Source organism: Methanosarcina sp. 2.H.T.1A.6, from assembly GCF_000979455.1.
Taxonomy (GTDB): Archaea; Halobacteriota; Methanosarcinia; order Methanosarcinales; family Methanosarcinaceae; genus Methanosarcina.
Genome location: NZ_JJOY01000030.1, coordinates 26,847 through 43,800, shown reverse-complemented (window position 1 = coordinate 43,800; position 16,954 = coordinate 26,847). Strand labels below are relative to the sequence as shown.

Sequence of the window (16,954 nt, the reverse complement as noted above, 5' to 3'; positions counted from 1 at the left end):
ATATCACTGTTTCAATCTAAACGCTTCAATGACGGTAAAGATTGCAGTGCTGGTTTCCGGACGGGGTTCAAATCTCCAGGCGATCATAGACAGCATTGAAAAGGGCTACATAAAAAATGCGGCAGTTAATGTGGTTATCTCCAACAAGGCCGATGCTTATGCGCTCAAACGTGCAGGAAAACACGGAATAAGTGCTGTTTTTCTTGATCCCGAAGGGCATGACAGAGCCGGATACGATAGGGAAATCCTGAATGTCCTCAAACAGTATGATACGGATCTTCTTCTGCTTGCAGGCTATTTCAGGATCTTAGGAAGCGAGATCATTGAGGCATACAGGCATAGGATTCTGAACATACATCCGTCTCTTCTTCCGGCTTTCAAAGGGCTTCATGCCCAGAAACAGGCTTTTGAGTACGGAGTAAAAGTTGCAGGCTGTACCGTACATTTTGTAGATGAAGGACTCGATTCCGGGCCTATTATCCTTCAGAATTGCGTGCCTGTGCTTCCGGAAGATACCGACGAAACTCTCACTGCCAGGATTCTCGAGCAGGAGCATATTATCTATCCCGAAGCTGTCAGGCTCTTTGTCGAGGGTAAACTTAAAGTTGAGGGTAGAAATGTAATAGCCCTTAAGTAATAGCCCTTAAATGACCAGGAACTCTGCAGAAGTCCCGGAATTGCATTACTCTGGATTGCATTAGTTTTATCAGGCAGATCTGAGCCGATAAGGCAGAAGTCCGGATCGAAAGATAAAGTATTAATATTGGGCAACTTCCGGTGGGATAAGTTTTGAGAACTTGCTCAAAAATAGAATGTAGTCCCAAACCGGAATAGATTTTACCCATTAGTATACTCATTAATACTCTGATGGTTATAAGTACTTGAATTATATTACTCACACGAAACTATACTGGCCAACTGAATACGTTCCATATTCCAGAATCTCCTGAGTCCTTAATATGCTCGGGATATTTTTCCTGGGATCTTAACCTCAGTATTAGAGTTCTCTTCAATTAGAGTTCTCTTCAATTAGAGTTCTCTTTAATTAGAGTTCTCTTCAATTAGAGCTACTTTCAGTCCGGAAGGTTGTAAAACTGTTTGATAATTCCCGTTTATCGAGGACCGCCCGGACGGTTGAGAACTTTCAGTCCGTCCGGCTTTTAGTTTGTCAGGCAGTTCTTACAGCTTTCAACACATTAATGTAAGTAAATACCAGAATCGTAAGCATATTAACAGTTAATCAATTCACGCTAACGAGAAACCCTTGATTTCGAATAAGTTTTAAATGCATGGATTATGAGGTGACAGTAATGTCTTATATTGAAAAAATTGATCCGGAATTGTTCGAGGCTATTGAAAAGGAAGCCGAACGTCAGGAATTCAAACTGAACCTGATTGCGTCAGAAAACTATGCGAGCAAGGCTGTTATGGAAGCCCAGGGCTCAATCATGACCAATAAGTATGCCGAAGGATATTCCGGCAAGCGCTATTACGGTGGCTGTGATTTCGTTGATGTTGCCGAAAACCTCGCGATTTCCAGAGCAAAGGAAATATTCGGGGCAAAGTACGTAAATGTCCAGCCTCACTCAGGTTCAGGCTCCAACATGGCTGTCTACTTCTCTGTACTGCAGCCTGGAGACACAATCATGTCCATGGACCTTTCTCACGGCGGACACCTTTCTCACGGCAGCCCGGTAAGTTTTTCCGGAAAGCTCTATAACATTGTGCCCTATGGGGTCAGCAAAGAGACAGAAGCCCTGGACTATGACGCACTCCTGAAATTGGCAAAAGAATGCAAACCGAAAATGATCGTATGCGGAGCTTCAGCCTACCCCCGCGAGATCGATTTCAAGAAGTTCAGGGAAATTGCAGATGAAGTCGGAGCTTACCTTCTTGCAGATATTGCCCACATTGCAGGGCTTGTAGTTGCAGGCGTGCATCCGAGCCCTGTACCTTATGCAGACTTTGTCACCACCACAACCCACAAGACCCTCCGGGGACCCAGGGGCGGAATGATTATCTCCAGGACCGAAGAGCTTGCAATGGGGGTAAACAAAGCAGTTTTCCCGGGCATTCAGGGCGGTCCCCTCATGCATATCATAGCTGCAAAGGCAGTCGCCTTTAAGGAAGCCATGAGTGAACAGTTCAGGCAGGACCAGGCTCAGACCGTAAAGAATGCAAAGGTTCTTTGTTCCTGTTTGAAGCAGAAGGGTTTTGATATTGTTTCTGGTGGCACTGACAACCACCTTATGCTCGTAAACCTTAATAATATGAATATTACAGGCAAGGATGCGGAAGCTGCAATGAGCAAAGCCGGAATCATTGCCAACAAAAACACAGTTCCTTTCGAGACCCGCAGCCCCTTTGTAACCAGTGGGGTAAGGCTTGGAACCCCTGCCTGTACCACAAGGGGTATGAAAGAAAAAGAAATGGAACTGGTTGCCGACTACATCGAGACAGCAATCAAGAATGCAGGAAATGATGCTCTGCTGTCAGAAGTCAATGGTAAGGTAAGGGAACTCTGTTCAAGGTTCCCGATTTACAGCTAATTGAGGAGATAGGGGGTTTTACAAGTTGTCAGATGAAAGCTATGAATCACGGATCATAGATGGAAAAGTCCTTGCACAGCAGGTTGAAGAAGAAGTGAGGTCAGGAGTCGAGGACCTCGAAAGCAACCGGGGAGTTACCCCCGGGCTTGCTACAATCCTTGTAGGTGACGACCCTGCATCAAAGATGTACGTCCGCCTGAAGCACAGGGCCTGCGAGCGTGTGGGTATCAAAGCAGAAGATTACCTTCTTCCGGCAGAAGCCACCCAGGAAGAACTTCTTGCCCTGATTGATTCCCTTAATAAAAACCGGGATGTGCACGCAATCCTGCTTCAACTTCCGCTACCGAAGCACTTCTCCCCGCAGGAAGCGATGGAAGCCATATCTCCTGCAAAGGATGCAGATGGCTTTCACCCCTATAACATGGGAAAACTCATGATCGGGGATGAAGGTCTTGTTCCTTGCACCCCTCACGGGATAATCAGGGCACTTGAAGAGTACAATGTGCCTGTTCAGGGGAAAAATGCGGTTATTGTCGGGCACAGCAATGTTGTGGGTAAACCCATGGCAGCAATGCTTCTGAACAGAAACGCAACCGTTTCGGTCTGCCATATCTTTACCGATGACCTGAAGAAGTACACCCTTGGTGCCGATCTCATAGTGGTTGCGGTAGGGGTTAAGCACCTTATCAAAGCAGACATGGTTAAAGAAGGGGCTGTAATCTTTGACGTGGGAATCACCAAAGAAGAAGACGGTGTTTATGGGGATGTTGATTTTGAAAACGTAATCAAAAAAGCTTCTCTTGTAACTCCTGTCCCCGGCGGCGTAGGTCCCATGACAATTGCCATGCTAATGAAGCATGTGCTCATGTGTGCGGAGAAAAGCCTTTAAATCCTCTATTTTAACATAAAGCTGGAAGTCCCCTTCCTCGACCTTTCGGATTTGTCCGAGCTGGCAGGTGGGGGATGAAAGCCGTCAATTCTCAAAAACTTGAGCCTTCGGGCGAAAGTTTTAGGGAGTGGTAGTTCATGGCTTTTTCTCATTTTGTTTTTTATTTGTGCTCCCTGATTAATTGGTTGGTATTATTCCGAAATGACCGCAAATGGCATCTCGTGTTCTTTCTTTTCACGCGCCGCGCAAGGCTTGAGCCCGCCTGCGTACAGTAGATAATTACGAGATCAATAGCCTTGCTGGAGCTTTCATACCAAAATCTCAGCCATGTAGCAGGGGACTAACAAATTTTTTACTCGAATTTTTTAAAACTTTTGCCGGGTCTTTTATTCTGATGCTTCTTTAATTGTGGATTAGGCACAAAACAATCTTCTCAATCTTTTTGTACCAGGACAAGTAAATTTGTTTTTTAATTTTATCCTATTCGGATATTTTACTCTGTTTTCTTTCACATGTCTATTTGGGTTATCGTATTTGATTCCTATATATACTTTTTATTAATCCGCAGTAAAGTTTGCCTAATTGTGGTAACATAATTTTACACATCAATATTTTTATGTATCATTGAAGCCTATTTTACTATAATCCTGTCTGCCATCAATAAATAGTAAAAATGGTTTATGAAGTCTTAATTAAATAGTCAGGTTTTCATAAAATATCCGGGCGCTAAAATGAGTTATTTGTAATCTCTAAACAAATCTATCTGATATACATTGATGGCATTGAGTTCCAGTAATACTCCGCCCGTTTTCCATAATTGCATACATTCCAGTTAGATATCACATTATCCGGAATTCTGATTGTAATTATCCATTATCGATAATTGCAGTGGAAAAATCACTACAGTTAGATATGTATTTCCCATAACCTTAAACTCCATCCCCTTCCATATATAAGGTCTCAGGAGGCCTGAACTCCTGAAGCTCTTAAACTTAACCGGACTTGCATCCCCCAGTTCCTTTTCAAGTCCTCCAGTGTTTAGCTTCGCAGCCGGAAAAATTGTTTTGTTTTTTCTTGCCTGCAGGGAGCTTTTCAGGTGATGGGGCAGAAAAGGCTTTTTCAGGGAATGTTAGCGGATGGTTGAATGAACAGCGTTTGCAGTTACGATCCAACGAAATGATGCTGAGGGTATTTCTTTACGGAAGTAAAGGCATCTGCAGATCGGTTCCAAATTTCATTCTTCAAATTTCATTACTGATTAAAAATACTGTAATTGTTGTTTAAGTAAATTGTTTGCTCACTCATATTTATCAAGCGCTGTTGCGCCAACTGAGTTAAAAGCGATATAGCCTGGTTGTCAAAAATGGTAGTTAATACTGATATCTGTGGTATAAAAGTAGGAGATCAATATCCTGCACATGTAATGGGCATTATTAACGTGAGCCCTGAGTCTTTTTACAAAGGTTCGATTTCAAGCCCGGGATCTGCACTGGATGTTGCCCGGAAAATGGTTGAGGACGGAGCAACTTTCCTGGATCTGGGTGCGCGGTCAACGTGGCTCTTTGCAGAACCTATAAGCAGAAAAGAAGAACTTGAGCGCTTACTGCCTGTGCTTGAAGCGCTGGAAGGCAATGTGGATGCGGTAATTTCCGTTGATACGATGTTTTCTGAAATCGCAGAAGAGGCTCTCAAAAGAGGGGCAGATGTCATTAATGATGTTTCCGGTTTTACAGCAGACCCTCGAATGATAGAAGTGGTGGCAGATCACGGCTGTCCGGCTGTGGTTATGGCTTCAAATAAAATTCCCGGAGACCCTCTGGGAATGGATTCCATTATTGAAGCACTTGACTCCATTATACAGGCTGCCGAGGCTGGAGGTATAGTGCCTGAAAGCCTCATCCTTGACCCTGCAATAGGCAGGTGGACAGAAGAAAAGCTGCCTATGTATGATTTTGAAACCCTGGATGATTTCGAGCGCCTGAAAATTTTTGAAAAGCCTTTGCTTGCCGCCCTTTCAAGGAAGTCCTTCATAGGGGACGTGCTGGGCAAACCAGCCGCTGAAAGGCTCTACGGCAGCCTGGCTGCAGCAGCAATTGCGGTTTACAAAGGTGCACATATTATTCGTACACATGATGTACCCGAGACGTCTGACGTTATTAAGCTTTCAGGAGCCCTGAGAAGCCGGACAAGTGTTGTAAAGGAGGGCAGGTATGAAGTTTCGGTGCTTGATGTAAAAACCCCTCAGGATGCAGGTATTGCAATGAGAAATATCGGGTCTACACAAGTCGGTTCGCAGGTAATGCAGGGAAAAAGCATCCATCTTATGTTAAAGATCAGGAACCTTACAACCACGGAAGCTCTGATAATAAAACAGGAGATGCTTGCAAGGGGAGGAGATGCAGCCCTTGCAAGAGAGGCAGTTTCCCATGAAACGGAAACTACTGACGTGCTTGTGATGGGTACCCTGCTGCAATTTGAACGCCTTGCCAGAAAACTGGATGGGCAGGCCCGTTCCCTCCCAGCTATTGCAGAAATGATCCGCGAATGTATTTCAAATCGGACTGATCTGGAATACCGATATTTGAGGTAATTATGATCATAACTTCAGCAAAAACCTTTGAAGAAATCCTTGGCCTGTTAAAAGATGAGGACAATATCTTTGTTATAGGATGCAACGTATGTGCTGCAAAACTGAAAACCGGAGGAGAACCTGAAGTTCTTGAGATGTGCAGGCGGCTTGAAGAGAGCGGAAAGCACGTGGTAGGCTGGGCTCTTCCAACTGCAGCCTGCAGTATCCGGTCCTTTGAATCACTGGCTGAGAAAAACGAGAAAATAAAGGAAGCGCGTTGCATTCTTGTTATGGGTTGTGGCAGTGGAGTTTCTGCTGTTGCCAGTGTTGTTGATTTGCCTATATACGGTTCGAACAACACTCTTTCACTTGGCGGCTCCAGTGGGGGCAAGCTTCTTTCCAACCAGTGCGTTATGTGCGGGGACTGTACCATAAGTGAATATGGTGGTCTCTGCCCGAAATCTCAATGCCCGAAAGCCCTTCTCAATGGGCCCTGCGGAGGGTCTGTGGACGGAATGTGCGAGGTCAACAGGGAGATGAATTGTGTATGGACTCTTATCTATGAACGTTTGAAAAGGATCAACAGGCTTGACCTTCTTTACGTTATCCATGCCCCTAAGGAGCATGGTTTTAAATAATTTCATTCCTAATATTCTTATTTAATGCTTTTTAATTTTCGTGAAAAACTGAACTCCAGGAAATTTCTGGTTACTGTTGAAGTCTCTCCCCCCAAGGGGACTATGTTTTCAGCTCCCCTGGAAGATGCCTGCCAGTTAAAAGGTGTTGCAGACGCTCTGAACGTTACTGATAATCAGTGTTCAATTATGCACATGAGTTCACTGGCTTTCAGCAAGCTTTTGCTAGATCAGGGACATGAACCTATCATGCAGCTTACCTGTCGGGATAGGAACAGAATCGGGCTTCAATCCGATCTTCTGGGAGCATACGCTCTGGGAATCCGGAACATCTGCTTGATGACCGGAGATCATCCTGCCTGTGGAGACCATCCGGGCTCAAAACCCGTTTATGACCTTGACTCCGTACAGCTCATTGAACTCGTCAGGAAGCTTGATTCAGGCATTGATTTTGCAGGAAAAAGGCTGGATGGGGGCACTTCTTTTTGTGCAGGCGCAGTCTCAGGCATAGATCCTGAAAATACCTTGCAGCTAATAAAGCTTGAAAAAAAGGTCAGATGCGGAGCCGATTTTATCCAGACGCAGGCTGTGTATGACGTGGGCATGTTCGAGGAGTTTATGGAAGCAGTAAACCATCTTGAAGTACCCGTAATTGCAGGTTTGATTCCTCTCAAATCCCTGAGTATGGCTGAATATATGAATAAAAACATCTCAGGAATTCATGTGCCTGAAGAAATCAGGCTTCGGATGAAAGATGCATCTTCCCCTATAGAAGAAGGTCTTTCGATAGCTTCCGATACTATAAAAGAACTGACAAAACTCTCTCGAGGGGTTCACATTATGCCAATCGGATCTCACAAAAACACTCCGAGATTGCTTTCAATGGCAGGAATTTCAGGAAAATAAAGGAATCTCAAAAATTCCCTTTAACCGGGAGGTTTCTTCTCTTTTTCTTCCATTGCTAAGGCTTCATTCTCTTTTTCTTCCATTGCTAAGGCTTCAGATCCTGTGTATTTTGTGCCGCTGTCTTCTTTTTTTATAAAAAATTTCTTTGTATACTTCTTTTTTGTATACTTCTTACATCGTTCTATTTACCTACTTTTAAATACTCACAGGAAATACATTATAATCGACACTGCCCTTAATTTATTGTATCTGGTGTGGGTTTTTTGGGGTGTTGGTGATGGGTGTTTTTCTGTTTCTTTCTGGAATCTGGATTTGCTGGTGAATTTAGAGTTTTTCCAGAGCCAGGGGACCAGATAAGGAGGTCACAATGAGGATAATGGGTATCATATCATGCAAAATCTTTGAGGATGAAATTGTTCATCTCGTGGAGCATGATGAAGAGGTGGATGAAGTTCTAATACTGAAAAACGGGAGTTCGGAGGACATTGTACGGAAGTTTGGTGAAATTGGCTGTCCCTGCCGGGAATTGACTCTCAATAATGTCGAGGCGCACAGGTGCCTTAAGGATGTGAAGCATGTGGACGGCGAGGGCCTCATGCTTGTGCTCAACATCCTTGAAGTCGTTGGCATGGGAAAAAAGCGTACTATGCTGAAAACGAACGTATATGATGCGATTCTGAGGATGTCGCTCTTCTCAGACGGGATGCTTTTGTTCTATGGGCTTTGCGGTAACTTGTTCAAAGATATCGAGAACGATTTCAAGTACCTTGAATGTCCTCTCGCATTGCTCAGGGATCCAGATGGAAACATCGTTGATGACTGCATCTGTGCGACCCTGGGGGGCAAAAGAGCTTTCGTGGAAAAAATAAAGGGTTTCGGGGGTGAAAGGTTTTTCATGATTACTCCCATGTGGGCTGCCAACTGGGAAAAAATGGTCGTAGCTAATGGGTTTGCCCGGAGCCTGGAAAATCTTGAAGAGTCAAAGCTGGTATTTCGGGCTGCCAGATATACTCAAGTAGCAAAGATTAATACCGGCTTAAACTATCAGCAGAATTTCGATTCCAGGGCAAGGGAATTTGCAGCTTTCTATGGGTTTGGAATTACAGAAATCGAAACTGATCAGGCTATCTTCGAAATGTGTTACAGTGAACTGAAGCATTCGCTTACGGCAACTGTCTGAATATAGTTCCTCTGGGTAAATGTTATCTTAGGTCCGATTTTGATCTTTCAGTAAATCACTTTTAGTTTATAAGGTTCATTTTCCAGGGGGATTTCTTTATTTCAAAATTTTTTTATTCTGCCGTAGGGTTTTTCCGGAGCCTTTGGATACATTTATCAATACCTTTCGGTATTTTACGGTTTGATTCTGTCCATATTGATTTTATGTTTCTGAATATCGAGATTAATCACAGTTTTTAAAGGCATCAAAATGAGTCCAGAAATCACTTCCATCCAGATGTTCGGGATTAAGACCCCTATCATCAGAGCAGGGGACGATATCGTGCAGACCCTTGAAGCTTCGCTGCAGGACGCTGGCATTATTCCAGTTGACGGGGATGTTATTGTGCTGGCTGAATCTGCTGTTGCCACAGCGGAAAATAGAATTGTCGAGCTTGCCAGCGTCATGCCAGGAGAAAGGGCATTATCTCTCGGGGAAAAATACGGGATAGACCCGAGGGAAATGGAGCTTGTGCTTCAGGAATGTGATGAGCTTTTCGGTGGCGTTCCCGGCGCCGCACTTACTATCACAAAAGGTATCCTCTCTCCCAATGCTGGAATAGATGCTTCAAACGCTCCTGACGGCCACGTAGTCCTGCTCCCGAAGGACCCGAGAAGAAGTTCCGAGAACATCCGGAAAAGGCTTGAGCAGCGTTACTCCTGCAGGCTGGGAGTGATTATAGGGGACAGCAGGACTCAGCCCCTGCGGTTAGGCTGCACAGGGATTGCACTCGGAGTTTCAGGCTTTGTGCCTGTGGAGGATGCAAGGGGCACTTTTGATATTTATGAAAAGCCCCTCATCCTGACTCACAAAGCAGCGGCAGACAACCTGGTTTCCGCAGCTGAACTCCTTATGGGGGAAGCCGGAGAAAGGGTTCCCTGCGTGCTTATCCGGGGCGCTCCGGTAAAAATGGTTGATGAGTCTTCGGAGATGCCAACAATTTCAATGGAAGGGTGCATGTATTTCGGCAACATTATTAAAGGCCGGAAAGAATATCCGGAAAAAGAGAATCAGTAGAAAGCTTGCCTGAACTTCCTTTTCGAAATATGTTTTAAAGCGAGCTCGCAGGACTGAGATAAGCGTTATATATCCTCGGCGATAATATATACAATAAATTGAGTCCCGATCCTGTATCTGGTAATTCCATCTTCAGGTCATTTATCGTTCTGGGTTGGGTTCTGGCATCTGTGCCGTACGGACGCATATGTACGATTCCTCTGCACGTTTACCAGAGTAGATAAACTAAGAACTGAAAAAGTCTCAGACGTTTCAAGTATTGCAGGTGATTTTATGAAACCTATGTTATTGGACTTTTCCGCAACATGGTGTGGACCTTGTAGGATGCAAAAACCTATTCTTGAAGAGCTCGAAAAAAAGTACGGAGATAAGGTTGAATTCAAGGTTGTCGATGTGGATGAAAACCAGGAGCTTGCCTCAAAGTACAGCATACACGCTGTCCCGACCCTGATCATTGAGAAGGACGGGACTGAAGTAAAGCGCTTTATGGGTGTAACCCAGGGCAGTGTACTGGCATCTGAACTCGATAAAATTCTCTGATCCCTGTATTTTTTCTGAAAACAGCCGCCCGGGGTTCAGGGAACCTGAGGGCGCACAACTTTTTAACCGAGTTTTTTTAGAAGACTTCTTTTACAGCTCCCTCAGCCGGAGGTTTTTATTCCTGAAATATTTCTCCCGATATTTCTCCCGATATTTCTCCCGATATTTCTCCCGATATTTCTCCCGATATTTCTCCCGATATTTCTCCCGATATTTCTCCTTATATCTCTTCTGAAGTTCTTTCTTTTTGATGCACGGAGCACAATATATTTTTTACCAATCCTGATTGGAGCTTAATTTTTCCTTCTTTCTATAAAATCTCAGTTAAGCTTCAAGTTGAAAATAATATATCAGGAGCTCAAATCAGAATAATTCAAGTAGTATTCAAAAATATTTTTAGCATGAAACCTGGTAAAAACTGACGTGAAATCAAAAAATCTACCTGCAAAAAGCGGTTTTAATCTTTTTTAAGGCTTTTTAAGGCTATTTCTCAGGGTCCTAATGTCAGTAAACAACTAATATACTATCTAAATAATGTTAGTGCAATGAGATAACTATTTATAATAAGTATAAGTACTTTCTAATATAGTAAAAACATAAAACAACTTAAAACATAAAACAACCTATAGTGGGGGAAAAACATGAGAATAAGAGTAGTTAGTTCCAGAGAAGAAATCTTTACACTTAATCCGAATGAGCGTATCGTACACCTGGCTTTCAGGCCTTCTAACAAGGACATCTTTGGATTGGTTGAAACCTGCCCGAAGATTGAGGTAATCCAGTTACCGAAATCTTACATGCGTACAGTCTCCAAATCCATAGAAATGTTCCTTCAGATGCAGAGAATCCAGCTTCTCGAAGGAGATGTCTGGGGGCACAGGAAGGATATAAACGAATACTACAGCATTCCAATCTCAGTGATTGAAAAGATTAAGGAGATGAAAATCGAAGGTAAATCCACTGAGGAGATTGAGAAAAAGGTTTCAAGGGAAAGCAAGCTGAACCCTGAAATGGTCGGGTATATCCTGAATAAGGAAGCTACTGCCTGATTTCCCCTTGGGGCATACCCTTAAAACTTTGCTGGAGATTAGATTATAAAGCTAATCGATTCCACATTTCGTATTTAGTATCTAATCTCCAGGTTAAATCTTCTTTTTAAGCGAATTGGAACATTTTTTGCAGATATTGTTCCTGGCATTCAGATAGGATTTACTTGCAATTTCCATACTGCCTTTCTTTTCAACAATGCTCATATCAAAAGTCCGGGCAAAATTTAAGACATTTTTGTCGAATTCGTCTCCTCTGGAGATTTCATTACTGATTTTGACAACTTTTTTATACAAAGGATTTTTCAAAAAACTTTCATCGACGTCAGAAGTACCGCCGGATTCATTTTTCATCTCTTTCCAGCTGGAGGCCCACATCGGGGTCAGGTAGAACATACCTGTGCCGTTTCCACTCTGCATAACTTCAGCATAGGCATCGTTGCCTCCAAGAGCTACACTAATACAGTCATCCACAATGTCTCCCTTTTCATCTTCGAGAAAATAGAGGGGGCAATTAAAATCTTTGAAATTAGCTTCCAGGCTCCTTAACGAGCGCCCGCAGTTCCCATAAAAAATAAGAATACCATCTGAAAAATCTGCCATTTCCTTCATATTTCGGTAGATTTCAGACTTTAAAAGGTCACAATCTGCATGCAGGCCAAGCTTCAGAATGTTTACCACTACGGTGATTGTTTCTCTGGTTTTTGCCTTCACTCTGTTCTTTTCCTTCATATTCTCATGTATTTCTCCAAAAAATGGAACCTTCAATAGAAAATTCGGAATTTTCATGGATACGGGACTATGCATCTGTTTTATGAAAAAAGATATCCGGTCCGGAGGAAAAAGCCTGACCTGGCAATTTCTGGATTTAAGCTTTCGAACAAACCTGAAACATTGCCTGTTTTCTACTATGATCAACCGTACGGCATTCTGATCTTTAGAGAGGACATAAACAAGTTCATCTTCAAGCATTTTACAGGCAATTATGCTCAGTACAGGCATCGGTGAACCTTCTCTCATGTTATGTTACTTTTGATAAGTTACAAATGCGGTGCTTCCTGGTTAATTGGTTGGTATTGCACAAAAATAACCAAAATGACCTCTTCAGTTATTTCTTGCCATGCTCCCGGTTCAGCTTGAGCCCACCTGTATTAAAAGTGTACTTACTTCGTGAGTTTATTATAGTAATATAATACGTCACTAATCTACACGCCTTTTCCCTACTCTTAAATACCTTAAGTATTATCTCCTCAGAGATTGGCGTGATTTCTAAAAAGTTAATTGACCTTGGTGTACTCGCGCTCAGGCAGCGCAACTCCCGAGGAACCTTTAAACCCCATGTCTCAATCCGTTTCAGGGGAAATGAGGGGGATTTACGTACCTTTTCTATTGATACTACCCGGACTCTAGGAAAGTACCCCCAGCCCGATGCCTATCTTATTACCCATGCCCATTCCGATCATCACGGAAAATCAGCTATGCTCTCTCCGCGTGCAGTCTGTACGGAAAAGACAGCAACTGCTCTTGAAATCAGGCACGAAAAAAAGTACGTGGGCAGCATGTGCAGGCTCGGGGATGAAATTGATATTGAGGGGGTCAGGGTAAGGACTTGCCCTACGGAACACACTGTCGGCGCCACGGCTTTTTACTGGGAAAACGATGTAGGGACAAGAATCCTGGTCACGGGGGATGTCAAGGATGCCAGCAAGCTTCCTCCCTGTGATGTTCTTATTACTGAAGCTAACTACGGGGACCCCGAAGACCCTTCCTGCCATTTTGCGGATGACCTTGAAAGCATGAAATGTGCCCTTTTTGAGAGCGGGCCTGTTGCCTTCGGGGCATATGAGTTCGGAAAAGCCCAGCGTGCTGTTGAATTAATGAGAGGTTTCGGGTACGACGGCGCAATCCGTATGGAGGCCCGGACCAGGGCGCTTACGCGGAGCATGCTTGAGGATGCAGGAGAACTTGCAGGACTTGACTCCGGGGGCGAGGATGATGTTTTTGTGGTGGCTCCCTGGGACCTTAACAAGCTTCCGTGGAATGTAAAAAAGTACGTGCTGAGCTGCCGTGCTGATTATCCATATCCCATTATCAAGATAAGTGACCACCTCGATGCGTGCGGGCTTGAGGATATGGTCAGAAAACTCAATCCCGAGGTTACTCTTGTTTACCACCCGGGAGGACACAGGCCTTCAAAATTTTCAAAACATTTAAATTCAATAGGGATCGATTCGATATCCATAGATCAGATCGGTAATGTTTTAAGCAATGAATTTATTTAAATCCCTTAATTCAGTCCTAATAATTTAATTCTAAAAATTTAAATATGATGATCTAAATCTGGTACTTTAATCTTATAACTTCGGTCTGACAGGTTTTCAATTCAAATTTCAGACTCCAGTCTAATAATCTAATCCAATAATTTAAGTTTCAGTCCAATAATTTAAGTTATGGTCGCATGATTTAAGTTATGGTCTAATGATTTAAGTTATGGTCTAATGATTTAAGTCTACAGGATCAAATTTAACTCTAATTTAACTATTAACTAATATCACCGAATCAAATATGATCATTGAAATCTATAATTCCATTTTTAATCATTTTAAGCTTTTAATTTATACTACATTCCCAGGAAGGATAATTGCCGTTCAGGAGAGAATGCAGGTTGAGTAAACAAACCCCAAAGTCAAAGTCCAGAAAGGAACTCGTAAATGTTACAGAGGCTTCCGTAGAAAGTGTTCCAACAAGTGTTGAGGTTCCAGAAAAAAAGATCCTTGCCAAGCAAAAGACACCTGAAGAAAAGCAGAAAGCTCACAGGGATGGAATTATAAAAACAATTGTTTCTTCAATACTTGGAATTATCGCCGGGGTTGTAATGTTCAGCCAGTATGGGGCGGGAGAAGACCGGATCTGGTATGCCATACTCATGATAATTATCGGAATCACATATTACGTCCAGAGGCTTGTTTACCCCCTGATTAAGATAGATGTCAAGGAATTCAAGGCTAAGGACTGGTTTTACGTCGAGTTTATAGTTGTAGACTTCTTCCTTGTGACCTGGACGCTGCTCCTAAATTGAAAAAACTCTTTTCCTGGGCTTCAAAAAAGGCTTTTCCCTTAAAAAAGAGCCTTTTTACCCCGGCTCTTTTGCTATCGGTTTTTATCTTCATTTTTTATTATGCTCTTTACCACGATGACATTTTTTACTAAGGTGGTATTTCATGCCTGCAGCATTCCAACGGTTCATATACCAGAGCAGGCATTTCATAACCGATAACTGCTGTATATGCTTGATTGCTTTATATGCGTTATAACCTCGATCATAATTACCATTACTGATTTGTGTGATTACTAAGTTATTGCGATAATTATATGAAAAATTGCGGAAATTAAATGAAAACGAATACTGAATGCCTGATGCCTGTTTACTCTGATTGTAAAAGGCGTCTCAGTATCGCGCTTGAATAACAAAGACAACTCACAAAACTGAACTCAGATACTAACTTAAACCAGATAACTATACCACATTACTTAATTCATACAACCGGGTTTACACGAATGAACCCATATTACTAAATTCATTTATACTTCAACCAATCAAAAAACGGAATTTCCGGGGACTATTATGAGAATAGCTATACTTAACAAAGATAGGTGCCAGCCCAGAAGGTGCAGCAAGGAGTGCGAAAAGTACTGTCCCAGAGTCAGGACAGGAGACGAGACCATTGTTTTTGAAGCCGACGGAAAGCCGGTTATCTCCGAGGAACTCTGTGTGGGCTGCGGAATATGCGTTAACAAATGTCCTTTTGATGCCATCATGATCATAGGGCTTCCTGAAGCCCTGAAGGAACCCACTCATAGGTACGGGACAAACGGTTTTGCCCTTTTCGGGCTTCCTGTGCCGAGGACAGGAAAGGTGACCGGTATTCTGGGTCCGAACGGGATAGGGAAGAGTACCTCTGTCCAGATCCTTTCCGGAACCCTGATCCCCAATTTCGGGCAGGAGAAAGGAGATTGGGATACGGTACTCGAACACTATTCCGGCACGGCACTTCACGACTATTTCAAAGCCGTTGTGGACGGAAAGGTAAAGGTTTCCCAAAAGCCCCAGTACGTTGACCTGATTCCTAAAGCTTTCAAAGGCAAGACCTCAGAGCTCCTTGAAAAAACCGATGAAAGAGGGGTTATGGATGAGCTTGTCGATTATCTTGACCTGAAAGGCGTAGTCGAGCGAAAAATCTCGGAATTAAGTGGTGGAGAACTTCAGAGGGTTGCAATTGCAGCCTGTGCGGCAAGGGATGCCCAGTTCTATTTCTTTGACGAAATAAGCCCCTATCTCGATATCTACCAGAGGATTAACGTAGCCCGCCTTATCCAGGATATTTCAAAGGATAGGGCAGTGCTTGTAGTCGAGCACGACCTTGCAGTCCTGGATATGCTCACAGACGTAATTCATATCGCCTATGGTGAACCTGCAGGGTTTGGTGTGATTACTCTTCCGAAAAGTGTGCGTGTAGGGATCAACCAGTACCTTAAAGGCTACCTCCCTGAAGAAAATATCAGGATCCGGCCGGAAGCTATCAAGTTCGAGGTCCATCCTCCAAGAGAAGACGCCCAGTTTAAGTCTGCGGTCTCTTTTAACAGCTTTTCAACGAAGTACGGCGATGGCTTCTCCCTCAAAGCAACAGGCGGAAGCCTGCGTGAAGGGGAAGTGCTCGGGATAGTTGGCCCTAACGGAATAGGAAAGTCAACTTTCGTAAAAGTCCTGGCAGGAGAAATCAAGCCTGAAGAAGGGGACCCCGGAATCGAGGTCAAAATCTCCTACAAGCCTCAGTACATTAAAGCAGATACTCCTGTGAGTGTTCAGGACTTCCTGAGAGGTATTTCTAAGCGGTTCGGGACCAGTTATTATGAGGTTGAGATCTCAAACCCACTCCAGCTTGAAAGGATCTATGACAGCCTGCTTACAGACCTCAGTGGTGGAGAACTGCAGAGGGTAGCGATTGCCGCCTGCCTGTCCCAGGAAGCAGACCTCTATATCCTGGACGAGCCAAGTGCTCACCTTGATGTGGAGCAGCGTTCCATGGTCACCAGAGTCATAAACCGTTTTGCCGAAAACAACCAGAAGACAGCTATGGTCGTTGACCACGACATCTATATGATAGATCTGCTCAGCCAGCGCCTCCTTGTTTTTGAAGGCAAGCCCTCGGTATACGGTGAGGCTCACGGCCCGTTCAGTATGGAAAGCGGTATGAACAGGTTCCTGAAAAACCTGAGCATTACCTTCCGCAGAGATGAAGAGACGAGGCGCCCACGCGTAAACAACCTTGGATCAAGGCTTGACCGGGAGCAGAAGGAAAGCGGAAACTACTATTATTCTGCAAAAGACTGATTCTGTAAAAGACTATTCTGTAAAAGACTGAGTTTTTCCAGATTTTCCACTGAATATTCTGAAAAGAATATCCTGAAAAACTCCGGGGTTCCCTTAAAAGGGGGCCTCAACCTTTTGCAGGAAAGCAGTTTTTGGCACTGGTATCGTGGTTTCAAAATAGTTTTTTATCTTATGTGGGAGTTTCTGGTTTTC

At 43.5% G+C, this 16,954-nt stretch carries 14 protein-coding genes; 13 read left to right on the top strand and 1 reads right to left on the bottom strand.

Going from position 1 to position 16,954, the window contains the following annotated elements; all coding sequences use genetic code 11:
• The first annotated feature begins 28 nt into the window (after positions 1–28).
• The 10 genes from purN (at position 29) to EO98_RS07870 (ending at position 11,373) form a co-directional block, all read left to right on the top strand.
• Positions 29–637 (top strand): phosphoribosylglycinamide formyltransferase, encoded by a 609-nt coding sequence (gene purN, locus EO98_RS07920; protein ID WP_048138280.1) that lies wholly within the window; start codon positions 29–31, stop codon positions 635–637.
• A gap of 673 nt (positions 638–1,310) precedes the next feature.
• Positions 1,311–2,549, top strand: coding sequence for a bifunctional serine hydroxymethyltransferase/L-allo-threonine aldolase (glyA, locus tag EO98_RS07915; protein WP_048138278.1), 1,239 nt, complete (start codon positions 1,311–1,313; stop codon positions 2,547–2,549).
• A 25-nt stretch (positions 2,550–2,574) separates the two neighbouring features.
• A complete protein-coding gene (locus EO98_RS07910) occupies positions 2,575–3,438 on the top strand; it encodes a bifunctional methylenetetrahydrofolate dehydrogenase/methenyltetrahydrofolate cyclohydrolase (protein ID WP_048138277.1) in 864 nt (287 codons plus the stop codon).
• Positions 3,439–4,801: 1,363 nt separating this feature from the next.
• Positions 4,802–6,028 (top strand): dihydropteroate synthase, encoded by a 1,227-nt coding sequence (gene folP, locus EO98_RS07900; protein ID WP_048138274.1) that lies wholly within the window; start codon positions 4,802–4,804, stop codon positions 6,026–6,028.
• A gap of 2 nt (positions 6,029–6,030) precedes the next feature.
• Positions 6,031–6,645: a methylenetetrahydrofolate reductase C-terminal domain-containing protein gene (locus EO98_RS07895; protein ID WP_048138272.1), complete on the top strand. Its 615-nt coding sequence runs from the start codon at positions 6,031–6,033 to the stop codon at positions 6,643–6,645.
• A gap of 24 nt (positions 6,646–6,669) precedes the next feature.
• Positions 6,670–7,548: a methylenetetrahydrofolate reductase gene (locus EO98_RS07890; protein WP_048138270.1), complete on the top strand. Its 879-nt coding sequence runs from the start codon at positions 6,670–6,672 to the stop codon at positions 7,546–7,548.
• Between the two features lie 367 nt (positions 7,549–7,915).
• The gene (locus EO98_RS07885) at positions 7,916–8,728 is read left to right on the top strand and encodes a DUF1638 domain-containing protein (RefSeq protein ID WP_048138268.1); all 813 of its coding nucleotides are present in this window, start codon (positions 7,916–7,918) and stop codon (positions 8,726–8,728) included.
• A 249-nt stretch (positions 8,729–8,977) separates the two neighbouring features.
• The gene (gene cofE / locus EO98_RS07880) at positions 8,978–9,784 is read left to right on the top strand and encodes a coenzyme F420-0:L-glutamate ligase (RefSeq protein ID WP_200895233.1); all 807 of its coding nucleotides are present in this window, start codon (positions 8,978–8,980) and stop codon (positions 9,782–9,784) included.
• Between the two features lie 273 nt (positions 9,785–10,057).
• Positions 10,058–10,324, top strand: coding sequence for a thioredoxin (trxA, locus tag EO98_RS07875; RefSeq protein WP_048138263.1), 267 nt, complete (start codon positions 10,058–10,060; stop codon positions 10,322–10,324).
• Between the two features lie 641 nt (positions 10,325–10,965).
• Positions 10,966–11,373, top strand: coding sequence for a DUF1699 family protein (locus EO98_RS07870; protein WP_048138261.1), 408 nt, complete (start codon positions 10,966–10,968; stop codon positions 11,371–11,373).
• 93 nt (positions 11,374–11,466) lie between these two features.
• On the opposite strand, the gene EO98_RS07865 is transcribed toward EO98_RS07870, so the two are convergent.
• A complete protein-coding gene (locus EO98_RS07865; RefSeq protein WP_048138259.1) occupies positions 11,467–12,372 on the bottom strand; it encodes a DUF1638 domain-containing protein in 906 nt (301 codons plus the stop codon).
• Between the two features lie 260 nt (positions 12,373–12,632).
• Here EO98_RS07865 and EO98_RS07860 point away from each other — a divergent pair, with 260 nt between their 5' ends.
• The 3 genes from EO98_RS07860 to EO98_RS07850 all read left to right on the top strand — a co-directional run bounded on the left by EO98_RS07860 (position 12,633) and on the right by EO98_RS07850 (position 16,762).
• On the top strand, positions 12,633–13,652 hold the full coding sequence (locus tag EO98_RS07860; protein ID WP_048138257.1) for an MBL fold metallo-hydrolase: 1,020 nt from the start codon (positions 12,633–12,635) through the stop codon (positions 13,650–13,652).
• Between the two features lie 383 nt (positions 13,653–14,035).
• Entirely contained in the window at positions 14,036–14,449 is a 414-nt protein-coding gene (locus EO98_RS07855) for a hypothetical protein (RefSeq protein WP_235283487.1), read from the top strand.
• A gap of 546 nt (positions 14,450–14,995) precedes the next feature.
• On the top strand, positions 14,996–16,762 hold the full coding sequence (locus EO98_RS07850) for a ribosome biogenesis/translation initiation ATPase RLI (protein ID WP_048138253.1): 1,767 nt from the start codon (positions 14,996–14,998) through the stop codon (positions 16,760–16,762).
• Positions 16,763–16,954 lie beyond the last annotated feature (192 nt).

Coding starts and splice junctions, on each gene's coding strand:
- purN (WP_048138280.1), top strand. CDS start 29: ATGACGGTAAAGATTGCAGTGCTGGTTTCCGGACGGGGTTCAAATCTC.
- glyA (WP_048138278.1), top strand. CDS start 1,311: ATGTCTTATATTGAAAAAATTGATCCGGAATTGTTCGAGGCTATTGAA.
- folP (WP_048138274.1), top strand. CDS start 4,802: ATGGTAGTTAATACTGATATCTGTGGTATAAAAGTAGGAGATCAATAT.
- EO98_RS07895 (WP_048138272.1), top strand. CDS start 6,031: ATGATCATAACTTCAGCAAAAACCTTTGAAGAAATCCTTGGCCTGTTA.
- EO98_RS07890 (WP_048138270.1), top strand. CDS start 6,670: ATGCTTTTTAATTTTCGTGAAAAACTGAACTCCAGGAAATTTCTGGTT.
- EO98_RS07885 (WP_048138268.1), top strand. CDS start 7,916: ATGAGGATAATGGGTATCATATCATGCAAAATCTTTGAGGATGAAATT.
- cofE (WP_200895233.1), top strand. CDS start 8,978: ATGAGTCCAGAAATCACTTCCATCCAGATGTTCGGGATTAAGACCCCT.
- trxA (WP_048138263.1), top strand. CDS start 10,058: ATGAAACCTATGTTATTGGACTTTTCCGCAACATGGTGTGGACCTTGT.
- EO98_RS07870 (WP_048138261.1), top strand. CDS start 10,966: ATGAGAATAAGAGTAGTTAGTTCCAGAGAAGAAATCTTTACACTTAAT.
- EO98_RS07865 (WP_048138259.1), bottom strand. CDS start 12,372: ATGCCTGTACTGAGCATAATTGCCTGTAAAATGCTTGAAGATGAACTT.
- EO98_RS07850 (WP_048138253.1), top strand. CDS start 14,996: ATGAGAATAGCTATACTTAACAAAGATAGGTGCCAGCCCAGAAGGTGC.